We start from the raw sequence: 21,706 nt of genomic DNA, 5'->3' as shown, positions 1-21,706 counted from the left end.
CTGAACATGATCAGAGAAATAAGAAAAGTGGGAGATCCAATTCTAAAAACTAAAGCCAAGAAGGTAGAAAAAATTGATGAGAAAGTTAAAGAGTTGGCAAGAGATATGATAGAAACGATGAAATTTTGTAATGGTGTTGGGCTTGCAGCCCCTCAAGTTGGGGAAAGTTTAAGAATTATTGTTGTGGATTACGAAGATAATCCTATTGTCCTGATCAATCCAGAGATTATCGAGATGTCTGGTGAGGAATTAGACTATGAAGGATGCTTGAGCGTACCTGGAGTTGAAGTACCTGTAAAAAGGGCTGAAAGGATAGTTTTTAAGGCTCAAGATCTAGATGGTAGAACCAAAAAGTATAGAGCAAAGGGGCTTCTTGCTAGAGTGGTTCAGCATGAGGTTGACCATCTTGATGGTATGTTAATACTTGATAGGGCTGTAGAAGAAACTCTTAAGACGGAGGAAAAATGAGAGTTATATACTTTGGAACGCCTGAGTTTTCAAGGATAATTTTAGAAAAAATTTATGATCATCTTAATATAATTGGAATAGTGACTCAACCTGATAAACCAAAGGGGAGAGGTAAAAAGATATTACCATCTCCAGTGAAGCAATTTGCTATTAATAAAGGTATTACGGTTTATCAACCAGAAAAACTTAAGGGAAATATAGAGTTTTTTAATATTATTAAAGACTTGAAACCTGATGCTTTAATTGTAGCCTCATATGGAAAAATAATTCCTGAGGATATTTTGAATATTCCTCCTTACGGAGGAATAAATGTTCATGCTTCAATTCTTCCTAAATATAGAGGGGCAGCACCTATAGAGAGAGCACTAATGAATTGTGAGAAGGAAACAGGGGTATCTATAATGAAGATGGAAAAGGGGCTTGATACTGGCCCTGTTTATGCTATAAAAAAAATTCCTATACTTCCTGATGATGATAAGGGAACTCTTTCTATAAAACTTGCTAATTTAGGAGCGGACTTGCTACTTGAGGTTTTACCTCTTATTAAGGAAGGAAAACTTATTCCAGTACCTCAGGATGAATCTTTAGCATCCTATGCACCCAAATTGACAAAAGAAGAGGAAATAATAAATTGGAATATGGATGGAGAAAAAATATGTTGCCAAATAAGAGCTCTCTCTCCTGAGCCAGGAGCTATGACCTTTTTTAGGGGTAAGATTTTAAAAGTATTTAAAGCTAATTTTGAGAAAAGATTTTTTGACGAGGATGTAATAAATGGTACAATAATTGAACAAGACAGGAAGAAAGGTATTGGAGTTAAAGTGGAGAATGGAATATTATGGCTTCTTGAGCTTCAACCTGAAGGTAAAAAGAAAATGAATTTCTTGGAATTTATGAATGGATACCGTCTAAATATAGGAGAGAGATTCGAATAAATAAACAATATGAGGAGGTGAGTGTTGATGTTCTTTTTATGGGATCCTACTTATATCTTGCTTTTGCCTGCTCTAATTCTTTCCATATATGCGAGTATGAAAGTAAGATCAACTTTTCTATATTATTCTGAGATACCAAACTCTCGTAGGCTTACTGGAAGAGAGGCTGCAGAGATTATTCTCAAAAGTGTAGGGCTAAATGATGTGAAAATAGAACCTATTCCTGGAACTTTAACTGATCATTATGATCCTACCACAAAAGTTTTAAGACTCTCGGAACCTGTCTATTCAGAACCTTCTGTTGCGGCTCTTGGGGTTGCTGCTCATGAAATTGGACATGCTATACAACATGCTACAGGATATTATGCTTTAGCTCTTAGATCATCTTTAGTTCCCGTAGCTAATATTGGAACAAATCTTGCTTTTCCACTCTTTTTCTTAGGATTTATTTTTGGAAGCCCTAGCTTAATGAATATAGGTATATTAGCCTTTTCGTTGGCAGTATTGTTTTATTTAATAACCCTTCCCGTAGAGATAAATGCTAGCAAGAGAGCTCAAGAAGTTTTATTGTCTCTTGGACTTGTAACTCAGAAAGAAGCTGAGGGAGTAAAAAAAGTGCTGAATGCAGCTGCACTTACTTACCTTGCTGCTGCTCTTACAGCATTATTGAACTTACTCCGTCTGATACTTCTTGCGAATATGAGAAGAAGGGACTAAATGGAGGTAAGATTAAAGGCTGCTGAAATTTTATATGATCTTGAGAAGAGGGAAGCTTATTTAAATCTCCTTTTGAGAAGTAGGCTTCCCTCTTATAATTTATCATTAAAAGAAAAACACTTTATCACAGAGCTTGTTTATGGTGTAACTCGATGGAAAACTACTCTTGATTATATTTGGTCAAGATTTGTAAAGAGGGATAATCTTAGTCTTTTTGGTAGGATTCTCTTAAGATTAGTTGCTTATCACATATATTTCTTAAAAGATACTATTTTGCCTATTGCTGTAAATGAAATTGTAGAAATAGCCAAAAGGAAGGTTCCGAAGGAAGCAAAGTTAATAAATGCAGTTTCAAGAAGAATGGTGAAAGAAAGAAATAACTTAGATTTGAATTTAATTCCCTTCCATATACGATATGCAATTCCAGAATTTATCTTTGAGGAATGGCAGGATTATATAGGAAAAGGTGAGGCTGTAAAAATTTTAGGATGGTTAAATAAAGCTCACAATATCGCCATAAGAGTTAATACTTTGAAGATATCGGTAGAGGATTTAAAGGAGAAACTAAAGGAAAGAGGTATAAAATTTAAGGACGGGAATTTGGTAACCCAAGCTCTCTTAATTGAAGATGGATTTGATTTTGAGAAATCTGATTTATTCCATAATGGTTATTTTGTAATTCAGAGTGAAGCTTCCATGTTGCCTGCACTGATTTTAAATCCAGAGCCAGGAAGTAGAGTAATCGATTTATGTTCTGCTCCAGGTCTTAAAAGTACTCATCTTGCGGAGTTAATGAATAATAAGGGTAAGATTGTTTCGGTAGATATTAATAAAAACAGAGTAAAACTAGTAGAAGAAAATGCTAAAAGGCTTGGAATTTCAATAATTGAGACTTTAGCTGAGGATGTTTTAAACTTACCAGATTCTTTAAATGGAACTTTTGATAGGGTGCTTTTGGATGCTCCATGTTCTGGTTTGGGAGTGATAAGTCATAAACCAGAGATTAAATGGAGGTTAAAGAGAGAAGATATCTATAAATTGTCTGAGATGCAGATAAAGATGCTTGAAAGAGCAGGAAAATTACTTAAAAAAGGTGGAAGGATGGTGTACAGTACTTGTACAATTACGTGGCACGAAAATGAAAATGTAGTATTGTATTTTTTGGAAAGGAATCCTGAATTCAAATTAATTGATTTTTTTTACAAAGGAGAAAAATTCCCTGGTATAATGAGGGTAATTCCATATAAGTATAAGACTGATGGATTTTTTATCAGTTTAATAGGTCGTGAATAACATACTATCCTTTGATATAGATGAAATAAGGGATATTTTAAGGGGATGGGGTGAGCCATCCTACAGGGCTGATCAAATTTTTGATTGGGTTTATAAGAAGCTAATTCTGAATCCTTCAAGCATGACAAATCTTCCTAAAGGGTTAAGGCAAAAAATTGCAGAATATTTTTCCTTCGATATTCCTAAAGTTGTCAAGATTACCGGAGAAGGAAATACCAAGAAATATCTGTTGGAACTTGAAGATGGTGAGAATATTGAGACAGTACTTATTTCTCATAAAAATAGAAATACTGTTTGCGTTTCTGTTCAAGTGGGTTGTGCCATAGGGTGTAAATTTTGTGCTACAGGCCTTGTTGGTTTAAGGAGAAACTTAAACACTCATGAGATCGTAGGACAAATAATTTTAATTCAGAAGGAATTATTCGAAAAAGGAGATAGAATCTCTAATGTGGTTTACATGGGTATGGGAGAACCTCTTTTAAATTATGATAATGTTGTTAAATCTATAAGGATTATAAACAGGGAATGGGGACTTAATATAGGTTCTAAGCATATAACCTTGTCTACTATTGGAATAGTTCCCAAGATATATCAATTGGGAGAGGAAGATTTGAAGGTAAGGCTTGCCATATCTCTTCATGCTCCGAATAATGAGTTGAGAAGTAAGATCATACCAATAAATAAAGAATATCCTATTGAGAAACTTTTAGAAAGTGCTTTTTATTATGCTGAGAAGACAGGAAGAAGGGTAACTTTTGAATATGTTTTGATAAAGAACTTCAATGATAGAGAAGAGCATGCGATAGAATTAGCAGGGCTTTTAAAAAATAAACCTGTTCATGTTAATCTTATTCCCTGGAATAAGGTTCCAGAATATCCTTGGGAGACATCAGATTTAAAAGACATATTTAAATTTAAAAAAATACTTTCCGATGCTGGTATAAACGTTACTTTGAGAATTTCTTATGGTAGTAGAATAAAAGCAGGATGTGGACAACTTAGGGCTTTATATTTAAAAAGTAAGGGGGAATTAAAGTGAAAAGATGGAATATATTTAGAAAACTTTCCATAAAGGAATTAATCCTTTATGGACTTATTTTTATAAATCTTATTATCTTAGGTCTTGTGATCTTCTTTTTTCAGAAGACAATAAATAATAGTCCTGACTTAGTTTTTCCTCCTGATGTTCGTGGTAAAGATCTAAAAGAAGCTACAGACATTTTAGCTAAAAACAACTTTAAGGTTGTTATAGAAGGAGTGCTAATCGATAAAAATAAAGATCCATTAGTGATTCTCGATCAAAATCCACTAAATACTAAGATACCTTCTGGAAGCATAATATCTTTGTGGATAAATATGCCTCAAATTGTTAAGATACCTAATGTAATACAGAAGGATACAGGAGAAGCAAGAAATATTCTAGAGAAGTTAGGATTAAGGGTGGAAGTTGTTAACGGAGAAAATGGATATATTGTGAGGCAGATACCCGAGTCTGACTTCTTTATAGAAAAAGGTGCAAGTATTGTTCTTTATTCCTATGTATCGCAAGAGCAAACTTTCACTTCTTCTACTACAGAGACCTATACGGGGGGCCAGTAAGATGAATATAAAAGTTTTTCCATCGATTCTTTCGGCAGATCTTCTTAACATGGAAAAATCGATAGAGCTTGTAAAAGATCTAGCTGATGCAATCCATATTGATGTTATGGATGGACATTTTGTTCCCAATTTAAGTTATGGTCCTGCCTTAGTGAGGGCTTTGAGAAGTAAATATGATATTTCTTTAAATGTACACTTAATGGTAGAAAGACCAGAGAACTTTGTTGATATGTTTATGGACGCTGGTGCTAATCATCTTGGTTTTCATATAGAAGCTACATATCATCCTCAAAGGCTTTTAAAATATATAAGAGATCATGGGGTTCGTCCTTTTATTACTTTAAACCCTGCAACACCTTTAAATACCATAGAGTATCTTTTAGGTGAGGTAGATATGGTATTGATAATGACTGTAAATCCGGGTTATGGAGGACAAGAATTTTTACCGTTTTGCCTGAGAAAGATAAGGACTCTTAGGGAGATGGCTTTAAAGGAGGGAATTGATCTTGATATTATGGTAGATGGAGGTATAGATCTTAATACTGCTCCTCTGGTGGTGGAAGCAGGAGCAAATATTCTAATTAGTGGAAATACAGTATTTACCTCAGAGAATCCAAAAGAAGTAATCATTAAAATGAAGTCTATAGGATATAAGGAGGTATAGAAGATGGGGTTGATATACCAACCTTGGTTTATTCCCATAGTTATAATTTGCTTCATATTCCTTAGGCAATATTTAGAGAGAAAGGAAGAATTATATTATCAGGAGGATGCTAAAAAATATATAAAAGTAGAGGGAAATGAAGAGATTGTTCCTCCGTGGCGAAAGCAAGAGGAAAAGAAAATTGAGAAACCCAAAAGGAGTTTTGGCTTTTGGATTTTAAATATTGTATTGATATTGTATTTACTTTTTGTATGGGTACTTACAAAATATTATGGGTTTAGTAAAGATGTGTACGAGATCATCGCAGGATTTACTATGGCACTATATTTTTTCTTCCTGGATATTCCTGGTTACATAAGTAATATATGGACCTATAGAGAATACCCAGGAAGTGTTAAAGGTGAGATAACTTTAAGCAAGCATTTTATATATTCCTCCAAAAAGAACGAGACAAAGATATTTTTAATAATCTCATTCTTCTATTATCTTCTAACCTTTTCAAATATTATCTTAGGAGCTATATTTGCTCTTATTATAAGAATCTGGTTTATTGACAGAAGACTTTCAAAGATTAGTCTTCCTGATTGGTAATATTTATTGGAACAAAGAATTTTTTTTCATTTAATTTAATTTCTTTGTATTTTACTTGGAATACATTTTCCAAAAGATCAGGTGAAAGGACTTTAATGGGCTCCCCATAAGATATTATTTTTCCATTTTTTATTACAAGAATATAGTCCGAATAGGCAGAGGCCATATTTATATCATGAAGACTTGAAAGCACAAGAATTTTTGAACTGAGTGTTTTAGCAAAATCTAAAAAATATATCTGGTAATATGGATCTAAGTTATTAGTAGGCTCATCGAGAAGTAAAATAGAGGGGTTTTGAGCTAGGACTCTTGCAAGTAACACTCTTTGTTGTTCTCCACCAGAAAGTTCTACTAATTTTTTCTTCCTAAGATGCATTGTATCTGTAATATTTAGACTCTCATTAATTTTGTTGATATCTTCTTTACTCAAAGGTCTCCAATGGGGATGATGAGGATATCTTCCGAGAGATACATATTCTTCTACTGTGAGATTTCCCTCAAAGAAAGGTTTTTGGGGTAATAAAGCTATTTTTTTCCCTATTTCTTCTTGGCCTATGGATTTTAGGTTTTTATCTTCTATTAATATATCTCCTTGGATAGGTTCTATATATTTGATCAATAGTCTAAATAAAGTGGTCTTTCCAGAGCCATTAGGACCTATGATCCCTATAAAACCAGTTTTAGGGGTTTCCCAATAAAAATCTTTTATAACTGTCTTGTTTTTGTAACCTGCAAAGACATTTATAAATTTTATCATCGTTTTCTAAGAAGTAGATAAACAAAAAATGGTACTCCTAAAAAGGAGGTAATGATTCCTACAGGAATCTCTGTAGGATAAAAAAGTATCCTTGATAAAATGTCTGAAGCAAGAAGTAAATTTGCTCCGGCAAGAAAACTTGATGGGATTAACCATTTGTAGTTGGCAGTTTCCCAGGTTCTCATTAAATGGGGTGCTATGAGCCCAACAAAGCCGATACTTCCTGATACTGCTACTGATGGAGATATGAGAAGGGAGAGTAATATTATTATAAGGGGTTGATATTTTCTTAGAGAGAAACCGAGACTGTATATTTCTTCTTCGCTAAGAAAAAGCAAATTAAATTTATTTCTCCATATGAAAGCCCAAATAATGCCAAGAATAGAATAAGAAATTAATAAATAAAAGTGATCCCATGTTTTACCATTGAAGCCTCCAAGAAGCCAGAAATAAACTCCTTGAAAGGTTTTTTGTTTGAGAAACATTATAAGGGCAATAATGGACGAAAGCAGAGAATTTAGGGAAACTCCTAAAAGGATTAGTGTATAAGATGACTGAAATTTTCTATTTAAAATAATGAGCAGTATAAGTGCTATCAGAGATCCTGCAATGGCAAACCATGGTGTTATTAATGGGTCAATATCCCAGGTGCTTCCGGAAAGAATAAAGTACAAAGTTGCTCCTAAAAGAGCACCTGAGGAAAGTCCAATCACATGAGGCTCTGCAAGAGGATTATGAAAGAAACTTTGCAGAATCGCACCAGCAAGGCTTAGATTTCCTCCTACAAATATGGAAAGAAGAGTCCGGGGAATTCTTATATTTCTTATTATTTTTCCCCGGACTTCTTCTGGAATATCTTTAGTTTCTCCGGTATAGATCGAGAAAAGTGTTAAGACAATTAAAAAGATAAGTAAGAGAGAAATTTTTAACCTCATTAATTTATCTCAGGATAAATCAACTTAAAGAGCTCTTTTAGACCGTCTGCAAGTCTTGGTCCTGGTCTAAACACAAGATCATCGTTTATTGTATAAACTCGTTTATTTTTAACAGCATTGGTTTCCTTTAAGAGAGGGTGGTTTAATATGGAATTTATGGATATACCTGACATTTCTCCTATAATTATTATGTCGGGATTTTTGGCAACAATGAACTCTACGCTCAATACAGGATATTCTGGCTCCTTATTTTCAACAATATTAATAGCCTTAATTTTTCTAAGAAGATCACCTAAGAAGGTAGATGGAGAGACAGATATAAATGGATCATTCCATACAAGGAATAGAACTTTGGGAGATTTTCTTATAGATATGGTCTTTTTCTGTATTTCTAGCCAAGTTTTGAGCATATTGTTGTAGACTTTTCTTGCTTCATCTTCTTTTCCTACAGCTTTTCCTAAAAGGTTTATATCTTTCATTACATCTTCATAGGTTTTTGGGTCTAATACAATGAAGTTTGTATTAGGTAGATTCTTTTCAAGCTGGTTGAATATTTCTTTGGGGAAACTCTTATAAAGAACAATGAGGTCTGGATTTAAAGAAATTATCTTTTCTACGTTAGGATTGCTAAATCCTCCTACTTTTTCCTTAGCTAAAGCTTCTTTAGGATAATTGCAATAATCTGTGACTCCAACGATTTTATCTCCTGCCCCTATTGCAAATAGAATTTCAGTAGAAGACGGAGCAAGGGATATAATTCTTTCTGGATATTTTTTTATAGCTATGGTTCTTCCTAAGTCGTCTTTTAAAATAATAGGAAAGGTTTTAGAAAATGAGAAAGATAAAAGTAGTAATGTTATTAGTATAATTGTTATCAGGTTTAGCCTTCTTTTATTAAACATAAACCTATCACCCCCTACGCATATCTATGCCTTTTCAAAACCTACTGTTATTTCTTCGTCGTATACCTTGATATTCTTCTTATAGGCTGACTCAGGTATATTACCTTCTTTTATGTCTACAGCTAATATTTCTTCTCCAAATTCTTCTTTGTTATTTTCTATTATATTCTTTATTCTGTCGGATCCTTTGTAATAGAATTTTATCCTATCAGTGTAATCTAATTTTGCTTCTTTTCTTAACATTTGAACTTTGTGCTCCAGCTCTCTTAAGATTCCCTTATTTAGTAATTCTTCACTTAGGCTTGTGTCAAGAGCAATTTCAAAAAATTCTTCTTTGTGATGGATAATACCATCTCTATTTTCAGGGGTTCCTATTATTATCTCTTCAATATTTAGTTCTTGTTGTACATATTTTTTAAGAAGTTCAATATCTTTTTCAATTCTAGGATCAACTTTAATCCAAAGTCTAGAAAGTGGTTGTCTTATCTTTATATTGGCTTGATTTCTTAGCATTCTTCCTGCAGTTACGATTTCTCTTATTATTTCCATGTTTTCTTCTAAGGTAGTGTCAATTAGCTCATTTATTTCATTAGGATAATCACATAAGTGGACACTTTCAGGAGAGTTTTTCTCTGCTACTCTTATTACTTCTTGATAAATCTTTTCGGCTGTGAATGGTATAAATGGAGCTATTAACTTAGTAAGTTCTTTTATAACGGTGTATGTAACAGTATAAGCAGCCCATTTGTCTTTATCTTTTTCAGATTTCCAAAATCTTTCTCTATTCAAACGAATGTACCAATTACTGAGATCATCAATAACAAAAGATTGAATTGCTCTTGCTGCTTGAGTTGCATTGAAATTTTCCATATCATTTTTTACTTTAGCAATTAGAGAGTTTAAGCGGGAGATTATCCACTTGTCAGATAGATCTTCAAGTTCCTTTAGGGAGACAGAGTATTGATTAGGATCATACCCATCAATTTCAGCATAAATAGAGAAAAATGATACAGTATTCCATAAGGTTAACAAAAACTTCTTTAAAGCTTCATTTACGGCATCAGGAGCAAACCTTAACGGTACCCATGGAGGGCTTACGGTGAAGATATACCATCGGAGAGCATCAGCCCCGTATTTATTTAATATTAGCCATGGGTCTACTACGTTTCCTTTGTGTTTGCTCATTTTTTCGCCTTTTTCATCAAGGACCAGCTCTGTGACAAGAACGTTTTTATAAGCAGGTTCGTTAAACACAAGAGTCGATATAGCAAGTAAGCTATAAAACCATCCCCTGGTCTGGTCTATAGCTTCACATATAAAGTTTGCAGGGAAAGAAGCTTTAAATTCTTCTTCGTTTTCGAAGGGATAATGCCATTGAGCTACAGGCATTGCTCCTGAATCAAACCAGCAATCAATAACCTCAGGTACTCTATGCATTGTTCCGCCACATTTAGGGCATTTAAGAGTAATTTGATCTATATAGGGTTTGTGAGGATCAAAATTTTTAGTGTCTGTAATGCCTAATTCTTTAAAACTTCCAATACATTCTTGATGTCCACAAGAATCACATACCCATATAGGAAGAGGAGTCCCCCAATATCTCTCTCTTGATAAAGCCCAATCAATGTTATTAGCAAGCCAATTACCAAATCTTCCTTCTTTTATATGCTCTGGGTACCAGTTTATTTTTCTATTGTTATTGATCAAATCTTCTTTTACGGCTGTGGTTTTAATATACCAAGATGCTCTTGCATAATATATAAGAGGAGTATCACATCTCCAACAGAAAGGATAGCTATGAAGATATTTTTCTGCTTTGAATAGAAGATTTCTCTCTTGTAAGTTTTGAATAATTAAAGGATCTGCATTCTTTATGAACATTCCTGCCCAAGGTGTTATATCCTTGATAAATTTCCCGTTTTGGTCTACTGGTTGTAGGAAGGGAAGATCATATTTCTTGCCTAACTGAAAGTCTTCATCTCCAAAGGCCGGAGCAATGTGTACTATTCCTGTACCATCTTCTAAGGTGACAAAATCTCCTAAGACTACGTAATAGGCATCCTTATCTACAGGGATAAAACTAAATAAAGGCTCATAATAGGTTTTTTCAAGCTCTTTTCCTTTTTTCTTCTCTATTATTTCATAGCTTCCTTCTTCAAATACGTGTGGTAATCTTTTTTCTGCAAGGATATAGTATTCATCAGAGTATTTAATTTTTACGTAATCTTCATCAGGGTGTACTGCGAGAGCTACATTAGAGATCAGAGTCCATGGAGTAGTAGTCCATGCAAGGAAGTATGTGTTTTCCTGATTTCTAATTTTGAACTTTACAAAAATTGATGGATCTTCTGTCTCTTTGTAGCCTTGAGCTACTTCGTGATCCGAGAGAGCTGTTTCACATCTCGGGCACCATGGTACAATTTTATAACCTTTATACAATAAACCTTTTTCCCATATTTTTTTAAGAAGCCACCAAACAGATTCAATATAATCATTACTTAGAGTAATGTAGGGATTGTCCATATCTATCCAAAATCCGATTCTTTCTGTAAATCTTCTCCATTCTTTCTCATATCTAAATACGCTTTCTTTGCATTTTTTGTTAAATTCCTCTATACCGTACTTTTCTATATCCTGTTTACTATTAAGTCCAAGTTCTTTCTCTACTTCTAATTCTACAGGTAAGCCGTGAGTATCCCATCCTGCTTTTCTTGGTACGTAATACCCTCTCATGGTTTTGTATCGAGGGAAAAGATCTTTGTATATTCTGGGTAAAACGTGTCCAGCATGGGGTTTTCCATTGGCAGTTGGGGGGCCTTCGTAAAAGTTAAATCTTGGAGAACCCTTTCTTATCTCTAAAGACTTTTTAAAGGTATCGTTGTCTTTCCAGAATTTTAGGATCTCTTCTTCCATTTGTGGAAAATTTATCAATGATGGAAGTTTCTTAAACAAATTATCCCTCCTTCCAATATTTAAATGCTGTTAACTTAGGTTAAGTATATTACAAACAGGTCCTATGTCAAGCTTTACAATTTTCTTAAAAAATAAAAAAAGGTGAGGGACTATAAAAATCCCTCACCTTTCAATTATATTTTGGTCTAATGGAAGAAAATAGGTAAGAAAACTAAGGAGATAACAGCCATGAGCTTAATCAAGATGTTGATAGAAGGACCAGCTGTGTCTTTAAATGGATCTCCTACTGTGTCTCCTACTACTGCTGCTTTGTGAGCATCGGATCCTTTTCCACCAAATTTGCCATGTTCTATGAGTTTTTTAGCATTGTCCCATGCTCCACCGGAATTTGCCATAAATATAGCAAGAAGACCACCTGATATGGTTGCACCGGTTAGCATTCCACCAAGAGCTTCTTTTCCTAGAAGGAAAGCAATTATGAATGGAGAGAGGATCATGATTAAGCTTGGTAGAACCATTGCTTTTAAGGCTCCTCTTGTACTTATATCAACACATCTTGCATAATCTGGTTCTGCTTTTCCTTCTAGTAAACCTTTAATTTCTCTGAATTGTCTTCTTACCTCTTCTACCATGTGAGTTGCAGCTTCTCCTACAGCTCTTAATGCCAAGGATGAGAATAGGAATGGTAACATTCCTCCTATAAGCGCACCTGCAAGGACACTTGCCTTTGATACATCAATATAGTTTATTCCTGCCCACTCTTTAAATGCAGCAAATAGGGATAGAGCTGTAAGTATTGCTGATCCAATTGCAAAGCCCTTTCCCATTGCTGCTGTTGTGTTTCCATAAGCATCAAGAGAACTTGTTATTTCTCTTACTTTTTCTCCTTGATGGGCCATCTCAGCTATACCTGATGCATTATCTGCAATAGGGCCATAAGCGTCTACAGACAGAGTAATACCTAAGGTTGCAAGCATTCCAACACCAGCTATTGCTATTCCCCACATACCATTGGCAAGGTAAGCGAGGTAAGTTCCAATTGCAAGGACAATTATAGTCAAGAATGTACTTTCCATTCCAACAGCAAGTCCAGTTATGATGTTTGTGGCTGGTCCTGTAGTACTTGCATAAGCTATTCTCTCTATGGGTTTATTAGAAGTATAGTACTCACTTATTAATCCTACTCCAATTCCTGCAAGGACACCTATGAGAGATGCCCAGAAAGGTCCTAGGTTCCCTACTAAACTTTGAGAGAGAAAGTAAGATCCAATTATGGTTATTCCTGCGGCAAGAAAGGTCCCATTTCTTAACGCGCTAGCTGGATCTGCGTTCTTTCTTGATGCATAAACTTTTGTGAATATTATACCAATTATGGATGAATATAAACCTATCACTGCTAAAAGGAATGGGAATAATAGTCCTTTTAAGTCCATATATGCAAATCCCAGCACTGCTCCTGCATGGATTGCTCCTACATAAGATTCATATAAGTCTGCTCCCATTCCTGCCACGTCTCCCACGTTATCGCCTACATTATCTGCTATAACTGCGGGATTCCTTGGGTCATCCTCAGGGATTCCTGCTTCTACTTTACCTACTAAGTCTGCTCCTACATCGGCAGCTTTAGTATAAATTCCACCACCTACACGGGCAAAGAGAGCAATGAAGCTTGCTCCTAATGCATATCCACTGATAATTTCAAGTTTTAATCTTGGATCTGGCATGAATCTGCTAAGAATCAGATAAATCAAGCTTGATCCAAAGATTCCTAAACTTGCTTCCATAAGTCCCATAACAGATCCGCCGGAGAAAGCAATGTCTAATGCTTTTCCAGGACCGTATTTGGCTGCTGCATAAGTGGTTCTACCATTGGCTCTTGTGGCTATTTTCATACCAATGTATCCTGTAAGCATTGAGAAAGAAGCACCTATAACAAAGGAGAGGCCTAAAAGAGGTTGTAAAACTATAGCCATAAAGATTCCAAAAAGGATAACAAAAATTGCTACAGTTTTAATTTCGCGATTTAGGAATGCATCTGCGCCTTGCTGTATTGCCCTCATGATTTTTCTTATTTCCTCTGGTCCTTCTTCTTCTTTCAGGATACCACGAGCAATAATATAGGCTACTATAAAGCCAATGACACCTGAGATGGGGACAATCCAGAGTAGATTTTGCATTTTTCAACCTCCCTTTAAAAAAATTTCTCCTTAGTTTATGATAAGTTTAGATATTTTAATGTCAAGTTAAAATTAGTTTAAAGTAAGATTAAGTTCTTTAATAATATTTGTAAATTCTTCTAATAAATCCTGTGATTCTTTAAGAGTAGGTGATTCTGCATAGACCACAAAAGAAGAGTCCTCCGGGTGCGGTAAAATTAATACCCAAGAATGGTCAAAATATATTTTTATTCCATCGATATATTCAATTTGTTTTTCGGCGAATCTTTCTATAAGCTTTCTCATTATTTTACCTTTATTTTCCCAAAAACAATCTACTATACTACTTACTTTGTAGTATCTGGGCATACTCTCAACAATTTCAGTTATGGGCACATTGACTATAGAAGATAATTCTAAAAATTTTATCAAGGCAAAAATACCGTCAAAGGACAATTGGAATTCGGGGAAGATAAATCCATCTTCACTTGCACCAAATTTTGCTTCAGATCTCAATATGGTTTTTGTTATTTCTGCCGGGGCCGTTTTACTACGTATTATACTTCCTCCTAAATTTTCGGCTATTTTTTCTACTGATTTTGAAATAGTTACTGGTATTACGATTTGAGCTTTAGGATCTCTTTTGAGAACAAGATAGGTCATTACTGCAATTAAGTCATCTTTTGATATAACTTTGCCCTCGTTAGTTATCAGAGAAAAACTTTCGCTATCGTTGTCAATTACCATTCCAAAATCAGCTCTTACTGATTGAGTTATTTTTAATACCTCTTCTTCAGGGATTAGAAGTTTTTTGGTTTCTTCTCCATATAAGTTTAGTGCTATATTTTCTATCCCGAGTCTCGAAAAGATATTTGGTAGAAATAGAGATGCACTATTACCTTGGTAATCTATTACAATTTTAAATTTTCTTTTTCTAATTAGAGAGGAATCTATTTTGTTAAGTAATCCTTCCACATAGTATTCGATTATGTGAGGAGGAAACCTTATGACTCCTATATCTTCGGCATAAGTTCTTCGAAAATCTTCACGGAAAAAGATATTCTCTATTTTTCTCTCAGTATTTTTGTCAATGTTTGTGCCTTTTTTATCTAAAAACTCAATTAATATCTTTTCAGAATTATAAGGGGATATCCTTATATGTACTCCAGCAACAGCATGTAGATTTTCTATGGAATATCTAGATACAGGGATAGGTAGGGTTCTAATGTCGAAGACGTTAACTCCAGTAGATAATATTCCTGTGAGAATTGCTCTCTTTATCATTCTGCAAGCAGGCTTTTCGTCTCTACTCATTACTACAAAGGAATTTTTAGGAAGTATAGTTCCAAAGGCAGCACCAATCTTAGTAGCGATCTCTGGCGTTATATCTATGTTTATCTTGCCTGAAATTCCTCTATATCCAAATAGAGTTTTCTTCCATTGGCTCCCCCATATTATGCTAGTATTTACAATAGTTCCCGTTTCAATGACTTTATTAGGCCATATTTTTACCCCACTGTTTATAAATACTCTTTCTCCAATGTTGGTATTGTCGCCAATGGTAACTCCCTCTTCGATCTTAGTAGAGTTTTTAATATTGCATTTGCTTCCTATTATGGAAGAATAAATTGTAACTTTTTTACCTATATAAGTATTGTTAAAGATTACACATCTTTGTAGTTTTGATTCATTGTCTATGTAAACGGAATCCCCAATAACGGTAGGTCCTAATATGGTAGTATTGTTACTGATTTTAGTAAATTGTCCTATATATACTGGAGGTCTTATAAAAGCTGAGGTGGCAATTTCCACCTCTTCATTGGTATAAATGCCAGGTAAAATCTCTCTTCCTGGGATTTTGATTTTTACTTTTTTATTCAAAGCGTCAAAGTTAGCTTGTAAAAACTGTTCTAAATTTCCAATATCACACCAATATCCTTGTGCCAGGTATCCATATAGGGGGGCGTTTTTTTCAAGGAGCATTGGAAATAGATCTTTACTGAAGTCGAAGGGTTGGTTATCTGGGATATAGTCTAAAACCTCTGGTTCAAGAATATATATTCCTGTGTTTACACTGTCACTAAAAACCTCTCCCCAGCTTGGTTTTTCAAGGAATTTTATTATCTTTCCATCTTCCTTTGTTATCACTACTCCATACTCTAATGGGTTTTCTACACTGGTTAATACAATGGTAACTAAAGCTCCATTTTCTTCATGGAATTTTATGGCTTCTCTAAGATTAAAATCAGTAAGAGCATCACCACTTATTATTAATATGCGATCTTTAGGTTTATTTTTTAAGGCATATTTTACACTTCCTGCTGTTCCTAAGGGGGATTCTTCTATGGAGTAGTCTAAGTTTACATTCCAATTTGAACCATCATCGAAATATTCTTGTATTATTTCGGGAAGATAATAGAGAGTGGCTGTTAACTCTCTAAATCCTTGTTCAGAAAGAAGGTTAATTATATGTTCCATTATGGGTTTTCCTACAATATAAGTCATTGGTTTAGGGCGAGTTAGGGTAAGGGGTCTTAATCTCGTCCCTTCACCTCCAGCCATTATTACAGCTCTCATTAAATAATACCCCCTTTACCAATCGGTTTTTAAATATTCTGTATAGACTTTAAAATATAGATTTTTAGTCTCTTCAGCTATTTTCTCCCAGAGGTATTTTTCTTTCACTTTTTTTATGGCATTATTTTTGATAATTTGAATATGATCCTCATTTGTCAAAGCCCAGATTATCTTCTCTGCTAGATTTTGGACATTTCTAGGTTCAAAAAGAATACCATCTTTTCCGTCCTCGATTATCTCAGCAAATCCTCCAAGGTTACTTGCTATTACAGGCTTTCCAAGAGCCATAGCTTCTAAAGCTACTATTCCAAAAGGCTCATAAATACTGGGGAATACACATATATCTGCAATATTTAATAGGGCATTTCTTAGGTTGTCATCTATAAAACCTGTAAAAATAACTCTCTCATTTATACCTAAGTATTTAGACTCTTCTATTAGGCTGTTGAGTTGAGGACCTGTTCCCACAAATATAAATTTTACATTTTGAAATTTTTGAAGAACAATAGGAATACTTCTTAGAAGATATTCAGCACCTTTTTGAGGATGCATGCGTCCAATAAATAGGATAATTTTCTCCCCATTAGGAGCGTAGATCTTTCTTAGTTCTTCAACATCAATAGTTGTTCTTAAGTTTTCAGTGTCAATTCCATTGGGAAGAACAATTATCTTATCTTCAGGTAAACTAAATAGATGTTTTACTTCTTCTTTCATATTAAGACTACATACAATAACTTTCCAAGATTCGTAAGTAAGCCACCATTCCACATTGTGGATAAATCTTTGCTCATCGGTATAAATGCCCTGGTTTCTTCCGTATTCTGTTGCGTGGATAGTAGAGATTAAAGGTTTTTTTAATGTATGCTTTAAAGTGTAAGCCGAGAAAGTTGTTAGCCAGTCATGAGAATGGATAATATCAATAGGCTCTTTTTTGTTTACTTCCATTGCTTTAACTATCATAGATATATTAAGAAGATAAATCCAAGAGATAAAATTGTAAGAATCTATTAATTTTTCAGGTACTCTATATATGGATAAATTGTCAAAATGCTCTTCAAAAGGTGTATCTGGAGCTTCACAGGTTATCACAGACACTTTTATATTTTGTTTTGCTAAGTGCTTACTTAAATCATAAACATGTCTACTAAGTCCTCCTACAATTCTTGGAGGATATTCCCAGGTTAACATTAGAATATGCAGCTTCTTTTCTTTATTTCTTATGAGATATAAATCATATGCTCTTCTTAGAATTTCTCTTTCTTGATCAAAAGTAAGAAAATTATATGCTTCACGGAAATTAAAAAATCTTCCCTCTAAAAAAGTATCTTCCTCTACCTTAATGTGCTCTTCCTCAGTTTCCATTAGAAACCATATTACAGTTTTTTCTTCCTCGGGATGTTTTTCGGTGGCAGGGGCAAAATAATGGGTTTTTCCAATATAATCTATTATTTTTACATTTAAACCTGTCTCTTCTTTTACTTCTCTGATAGCTGTTTCTTCTGGGTTTTCACCTTCTTCAACATGACCTTTTGGAAGTACCCAATTACCGTTTTTCTTTTTAAGGAGAAAAATTTCTTTAGATCTCTTGTTTATTATTACCCCGCCGGATGCCAAGGCTTTTTTCATAATTCTTCTCCTGTAATGTCTCTAAGAAATCTTTCTAAGAGATCCTTAGGAAGATTTGTTTTGAGAAGTTCATTTAAGATTTCTTCTTTGCTTAATCCCTTGGATTTTAAACTTTCGTACATTTTTTGTACAAATTCTTTTCTTTCCCAGGGAAAGACTATCCAAGCTTCTGTTTCACTTATATAAAAGTCAGGTTTTATTATAGACCAAGGTTTATAATAAATAGTTGCTATCTTCACTTGTGAGGCACCACACTGTTCAAGATGTTCTTTGGCTACTTTAAGACTCTTTCCACTATCTGCCACATCATCGGTGATTAATACTTTTTTACCTTCTACTATCGTGGAGATGGTCTGAGTTATTACTGGCCTATCTTTTGTTTCTCCGACTCCTCTGTAAAAGTCAATTTTTAAGTTTGCAGTATAAGAGTTGCCAAGGAGATCAGAAAGAATCCTTGCGGGGATCCACCCACCTCTTGCTATTCCTACAATTATTTCAGGTTCATATTTTTGTTGTTTTATCCTATCTGAAAGGTCAAGACATAGATTGTAAATCTCTTCCCAGCTTGGTGCTATGAATTCCATTTTTAACCTCCTTTCAACCTTTTTTGTTTTAATTCTATTCTATCTTAATAGAAATAAATTTAAAAGAAATTTTAAAAAATAAAGTTTTCTTTAATGTTATAATACTTCTGTGAGTTCATTTAAAAAGATAAATAAAAAAGCTAAATCAGGAGGTGTAAAGATGCCTGCGATTTTAGATGTTCGTGGAAGAGAAGTGTTAGATTCACGAGGAAATCCCACTGTAGAAGCAGAAGTATATTTAGAAGATGGTTCTGTTGGTAGAGCAATCGTACCTTCTGGAGCTTCTACTGGCAGTAGAGAAGCTCTTGAATTAAGAGATAATGATCCTAAGAGATATAAGGGGAAAGGGGTTCTTCAGGCTGTAAAGAATATTAATGAAATTATAGCTCAAGAACTAATAGGGCTTGAAGCCCTCGATCAATATACCGTGGATAAGACTATGATTGAGCTTGATGGGACTGAAAATAAATCAAGACTTGGAGCCAATGCAATCCTTGCTGTTTCTCTCGCAACGGCGAGAGCTGCTGCTGCATCTTTAGGAGTACCTTTATATCTTTATCTTGGGGGAGTTCAAGCTAGAGAACTTCCTACTCCTCTTATGAATGTAATAAATGGTGGAAAACATGCTGATAACCCATTAGATTTTCAGGAATACATGATTGTTCCTCTTGCCTCTACTTTTAAAGAGTCTTTAAGATGGGCAGTTGAAGTATTTCACACCCTGAAAAGCATACTTAAAAGTAAAGGTCTTAATACTAATGTGGGTGACGAGGGAGGTTTTGCTCCTTACCTCGAGAAGAATGAAGATCCTCTTGCAATACTTGTAGAGGCAATACAAAAGGCAGGTTTTGAGCCTGGAAAAGATGTTGCATTAGCTTTAGACCTTGCTGCAAGTGAGTTTTATGAGAATGGTAAATACATATTGAAAGCTGAAGGAAAAGAATTAACTTCTGATGAGATGATTTCATTCCTTGAATATCTCTGTGATAAATATCCCATTGTGTCTATTGAAGATGGTTTATCGGAAAAAGACTGGGATGGTTGGAAGAAGTTAACGGACAAGTTAGGAAAAAGGGTACAGCTTGTAGGTGATGATATTTTTGTGACGAATCCCAAGATTTTAGCTGAAGGAATCGAGAAAGGAATAGCTAATGCTATTTTAGTAAAAGTTAACCAGATCGGATCTCTTACTGAAACATTAGATACCATAAGAATAGCTCACCAGGCAGGGTATAGGACTGTTATCTCCCATAGATCAGGCGAAACTGAGGATACCTTCATAGCAGATCTTTCTGTGGCAGTAAATAGTGGGCAGATAAAGACAGGATCTCTAAGTAGAACAGATAGAATTGCAAAGTATAATCAGCTTTTAAGAATTGAAGAGGAACTTGGTGAGGCAGCATTATATAGAGGAATATTGAACTTTAAGAGATAAGTTAATATAATTGAATGAGGTCTCGTATAATCCCGGGAATATGGCTCGGGAGTCTCTACCAGGCAACCGTAAATTGCCTGACTACGAGCGGAAGCGCTCCTTAGGGTCTAAGGATCCAAGCGGAGCGGGCAAGATTGTGAAATCTTGCTACACCGAAGGGATAAAAGCCCAGGCGGGTAGGTTCCCTCGTAAGGAGAACCTATAGGCCTGGGCTTTCATTTTAAGGAGGTATAAAAAGTGTTATTAAGGTATAGCAGGAAAGAGTTGAGAGATTTATGGTCAGACGAACATAGGTATGCTCTATGGTGGAAAGTAGAAGAAGCAGTGTTAGAGGCAAGAGCAAGGTTAGGAGAAATTCCATTTGAAGTTTTGAAAAATATAAAAGAGAGAGTAAGGTTTAGTGTTGAGGAGATAAGGGAGATAGAAAAAGAGAATAACCATGAGATGATAGCTTTTCTTACTAATGTGGCCCAATATGTGGGTGAGGGTTCAGAGTATATTCATCAAGGATTAACCTCTTCTGATGTTATGGATACTGCCTTCTCTTTGCAAATTATTGAGGCTTTGAATTTTATAGAGGATGATCTGATAAAGTTGATGGAAGAAGTTAAAAAGAAGGCTATAAAGTATAAAGATCTTCCAATGATGGGAAGGACGCATGGAATGCATGCAGAACCTATAACTCTAGGTTTTAAATTTTTAGGATGGTGGGCAGAATTAAAGAGGGATTTAGAGAGGTTGAAAAAAGCTAAAGAAAATATTAGTTTTGGAAAGTTTTCTGGAGTTGTTGGTACTCTTGCCCATTTGTCTCCAAAGGTAGAAGAAGAAGCATGTAAAATATTAGGTCTTAGACCAGAGCCTGTGGCAACTCAAGTTATACCAAGAGATCGGCATGCAGAAGTTATTTATGCTCTCTCTATGATCGCTTCCACGTGTGAGAGGATGGCTTTAGAAATAAGGCATCTTCAAAGAACGGAAGTTGGAGAGTTAGAAGAACCTTTTAGGGAAAAACAAAAAGGATCTTCTGCTATGCCTCACAAGAGGAATCCTGTTCTTTCTGAGAGAATTTGTGGTCTGTCAAGAGTAATAAGAGGGTACATAAGTTCAGCCTTAGAAAACATTCCATTGTGGCATGAGAGAGATATAAGTCATTCATCGGTTGAAAGAGTTATATTTCCTGATGCTACTTCTCTGACAGATTATATACTTAACCTTCTTATTGGTATTGTTAGAGATTTGAGGGTAAATGAGGAAAGAATTAGGGAAAATATGATGATGAACTATCGTATTTACTATTCTCAGAATGTCCTCTTAGCCCTCACCGAAAAGGGGGTTTTAAGAGATGTAGCATATGTTTGGATACAAGAAGATGCTTTTAAGGCTATGGAACAGAAGAGAGATTTTATGGAGATTGTTTTAGAGGATAGTCGTATTAGGGAATATTTAAGTAGAGAAGAGATTGAGCGTTGTTTTTCTCCTGAAATTTTTCTTAAGAATATTGATGTAATTTTTGAAAGGTCAGGAATATATGATAGTTAAAGTTGTATAAGGAGG

General features: G+C 34.7%; 18 protein-coding genes and 1 riboswitch. Of the genes, 10 read left to right on the top strand and 8 right to left on the bottom strand.

Annotation, left to right across the window (positions count from 1 at the left end; all coding sequences use genetic code 11):
• Positions 1–6 precede the first annotated feature (6 nt).
• From def to DICTH_RS06405, 8 genes are read left to right on the top strand one after another with little or no spacing between them, the layout of a single operon-like run.
• The gene (def, locus tag DICTH_RS06440; protein WP_012547804.1) at positions 7–468 is read left to right on the top strand and encodes a peptide deformylase; all 462 of its coding nucleotides are present in this window, start codon (positions 7–9) and stop codon (positions 466–468) included.
• Complete coding sequence (fmt, locus tag DICTH_RS06435; RefSeq protein ID WP_012548445.1) at positions 465–1,403, top strand: methionyl-tRNA formyltransferase; 939 nt, start codon at positions 465–467, stop codon at positions 1,401–1,403. The genes def and fmt overlap by 4 nt, the downstream gene beginning before the upstream one ends.
• Positions 1,404–1,430: 27 nt before the next feature.
• Entirely contained in the window at positions 1,431–2,120 is a 690-nt protein-coding gene (locus DICTH_RS06430; RefSeq protein WP_012547140.1) for a zinc metallopeptidase, read from the top strand.
• Positions 2,121–3,413 (top strand): 16S rRNA (cytosine(967)-C(5))-methyltransferase RsmB, encoded by a 1,293-nt coding sequence (rsmB, locus tag DICTH_RS06425; RefSeq protein WP_012548240.1) that lies wholly within the window; start codon positions 2,121–2,123, stop codon positions 3,411–3,413.
• On the top strand, positions 3,406–4,452 hold the full coding sequence (gene rlmN, locus DICTH_RS06420; RefSeq protein ID WP_012547630.1) for a 23S rRNA (adenine(2503)-C(2))-methyltransferase RlmN: 1,047 nt from the start codon (positions 3,406–3,408) through the stop codon (positions 4,450–4,452). The genes rsmB and rlmN overlap by 8 nt, the downstream gene beginning before the upstream one ends.
• On the top strand, positions 4,449–5,012 hold the full coding sequence (locus DICTH_RS06415; protein ID WP_012546952.1) for a PASTA domain-containing protein: 564 nt from the start codon (positions 4,449–4,451) through the stop codon (positions 5,010–5,012). The genes rlmN and DICTH_RS06415 overlap by 4 nt, the downstream gene beginning before the upstream one ends.
• Before the next feature lies 1 nt (position 5,013).
• Positions 5,014–5,676, top strand: coding sequence for a ribulose-phosphate 3-epimerase (rpe, locus tag DICTH_RS06410; protein ID WP_012548450.1), 663 nt, complete (start codon positions 5,014–5,016; stop codon positions 5,674–5,676).
• Positions 5,677–5,679: 3 nt separating this feature from the next.
• On the top strand, positions 5,680–6,267 hold the full coding sequence (locus DICTH_RS06405) for a hypothetical protein (protein ID WP_012548114.1): 588 nt from the start codon (positions 5,680–5,682) through the stop codon (positions 6,265–6,267).
• Here the strand turns inward: DICTH_RS06405 and DICTH_RS06400 are convergent.
• The 8 genes from DICTH_RS06400 to DICTH_RS06365 all read right to left on the bottom strand — a co-directional run bounded on the left by DICTH_RS06400 (position 6,248) and on the right by DICTH_RS06365 (position 18,717).
• Entirely contained in the window at positions 6,248–7,024 is a 777-nt protein-coding gene (locus DICTH_RS06400) for an ABC transporter ATP-binding protein (RefSeq protein ID WP_012547513.1), read from the bottom strand. The genes DICTH_RS06405 and DICTH_RS06400 overlap by 20 nt on opposite strands.
• Positions 7,021–7,959: a FecCD family ABC transporter permease gene (locus DICTH_RS06395; protein WP_012547246.1), complete on the bottom strand. Its 939-nt coding sequence runs from the start codon at positions 7,957–7,959 to the stop codon at positions 7,021–7,023. Before DICTH_RS06395 ends, DICTH_RS06400 begins: the two co-directional genes overlap by 4 nt.
• Positions 7,959–8,861: an ABC transporter substrate-binding protein gene (locus DICTH_RS06390; RefSeq protein WP_012547061.1), complete on the bottom strand. Its 903-nt coding sequence runs from the start codon at positions 8,859–8,861 to the stop codon at positions 7,959–7,961. The genes DICTH_RS06395 and DICTH_RS06390 overlap by 1 nt, the downstream gene beginning before the upstream one ends.
• A gap of 24 nt (positions 8,862–8,885) precedes the next feature.
• Entirely contained in the window at positions 8,886–11,813 is a 2,928-nt protein-coding gene (gene ileS, locus DICTH_RS06385; RefSeq protein ID WP_012548118.1) for an isoleucine--tRNA ligase, read from the bottom strand.
• Between the two features lie 146 nt (positions 11,814–11,959).
• The gene (locus DICTH_RS06380; protein WP_012548610.1) at positions 11,960–13,951 is read right to left on the bottom strand and encodes a sodium-translocating pyrophosphatase; all 1,992 of its coding nucleotides are present in this window, start codon (positions 13,949–13,951) and stop codon (positions 11,960–11,962) included.
• A gap of 72 nt (positions 13,952–14,023) precedes the next feature.
• Positions 14,024–16,507, bottom strand: coding sequence for a mannose-1-phosphate guanyltransferase (locus tag DICTH_RS06375; protein WP_012548037.1), 2,484 nt, complete (start codon positions 16,505–16,507; stop codon positions 14,024–14,026).
• A gap of 15 nt (positions 16,508–16,522) precedes the next feature.
• Positions 16,523–18,133 (bottom strand): glycosyltransferase, encoded by a 1,611-nt coding sequence (locus DICTH_RS06370; RefSeq protein ID WP_012548790.1) that lies wholly within the window; start codon positions 18,131–18,133, stop codon positions 16,523–16,525.
• Positions 18,130–18,717: a phosphoribosyltransferase gene (locus tag DICTH_RS06365; RefSeq protein ID WP_012547674.1), complete on the bottom strand. Its 588-nt coding sequence runs from the start codon at positions 18,715–18,717 to the stop codon at positions 18,130–18,132. Before DICTH_RS06365 ends, DICTH_RS06370 begins: the two co-directional genes overlap by 4 nt.
• Before the next feature lie 160 nt (positions 18,718–18,877).
• Here DICTH_RS06365 and eno point away from each other — a divergent pair, with 160 nt between their 5' ends.
• The gene (eno, locus tag DICTH_RS06360; protein WP_012547473.1) at positions 18,878–20,152 is read left to right on the top strand and encodes a phosphopyruvate hydratase; all 1,275 of its coding nucleotides are present in this window, start codon (positions 18,878–18,880) and stop codon (positions 20,150–20,152) included.
• Positions 20,153–20,154: 2 nt separating this feature from the next.
• Positions 20,155–20,256, top strand: a riboswitch (purine riboswitch).
• A 133-nt stretch (positions 20,257–20,389) separates the two neighbouring features.
• Positions 20,390–21,691, top strand: coding sequence for an adenylosuccinate lyase (purB, locus tag DICTH_RS06355; protein WP_012548700.1), 1,302 nt, complete (start codon positions 20,390–20,392; stop codon positions 21,689–21,691).
• Positions 21,692–21,706 lie beyond the last annotated feature (15 nt).

Origin of the sequence: Dictyoglomus thermophilum H-6-12 (assembly GCF_000020965.1) — a bacterium.
Taxonomy (GTDB): domain Bacteria; phylum Dictyoglomota; class Dictyoglomia; order Dictyoglomales; family Dictyoglomaceae; genus Dictyoglomus; species Dictyoglomus thermophilum.
This window is presented reverse-complemented; position numbering and strand designations above follow the sequence as displayed.

Bases quoted from the DNA above. Each gene is read 5' to 3' on its own strand.
- DICTH_RS06375 (WP_012548037.1), bottom strand. From the start codon at position 16,507: ATGAGAGCTGTAATAATGGCTGGAGGTGAAGGGACGAGATTAAGACCC.
- DICTH_RS06395 (WP_012547246.1), bottom strand. From the start codon at position 7,959: ATGAGGTTAAAAATTTCTCTCTTACTTATCTTTTTAATTGTCTTAACA.
- DICTH_RS06405 (WP_012548114.1), top strand. From the start codon at position 5,680: ATGGGGTTGATATACCAACCTTGGTTTATTCCCATAGTTATAATTTGC.
- DICTH_RS06390 (WP_012547061.1), bottom strand. From the start codon at position 8,861: ATGTTTAATAAAAGAAGGCTAAACCTGATAACAATTATACTAATAACA.
- DICTH_RS06430 (WP_012547140.1), top strand. From the start codon at position 1,431: ATGTTCTTTTTATGGGATCCTACTTATATCTTGCTTTTGCCTGCTCTA.
- def (WP_012547804.1), top strand. From the start codon at position 7: ATGATCAGAGAAATAAGAAAAGTGGGAGATCCAATTCTAAAAACTAAA.
- rpe (WP_012548450.1), top strand. From the start codon at position 5,014: ATGAATATAAAAGTTTTTCCATCGATTCTTTCGGCAGATCTTCTTAAC.
- DICTH_RS06400 (WP_012547513.1), bottom strand. From the start codon at position 7,024: ATGATAAAATTTATAAATGTCTTTGCAGGTTACAAAAACAAGACAGTT.
- DICTH_RS06370 (WP_012548790.1), bottom strand. From the start codon at position 18,133: ATGAAAAAAGCCTTGGCATCCGGCGGGGTAATAATAAACAAGAGATCT.
- DICTH_RS06380 (WP_012548610.1), bottom strand. From the start codon at position 13,951: ATGCAAAATCTACTCTGGATTGTCCCCATCTCAGGTGTCATTGGCTTT.
- DICTH_RS06365 (WP_012547674.1), bottom strand. From the start codon at position 18,717: ATGGAATTCATAGCACCAAGCTGGGAAGAGATTTACAATCTATGTCTT.
- fmt (WP_012548445.1), top strand. From the start codon at position 465: ATGAGAGTTATATACTTTGGAACGCCTGAGTTTTCAAGGATAATTTTA.
- rsmB (WP_012548240.1), top strand. From the start codon at position 2,121: ATGGAGGTAAGATTAAAGGCTGCTGAAATTTTATATGATCTTGAGAAG.
- eno (WP_012547473.1), top strand. From the start codon at position 18,878: ATGCCTGCGATTTTAGATGTTCGTGGAAGAGAAGTGTTAGATTCACGA.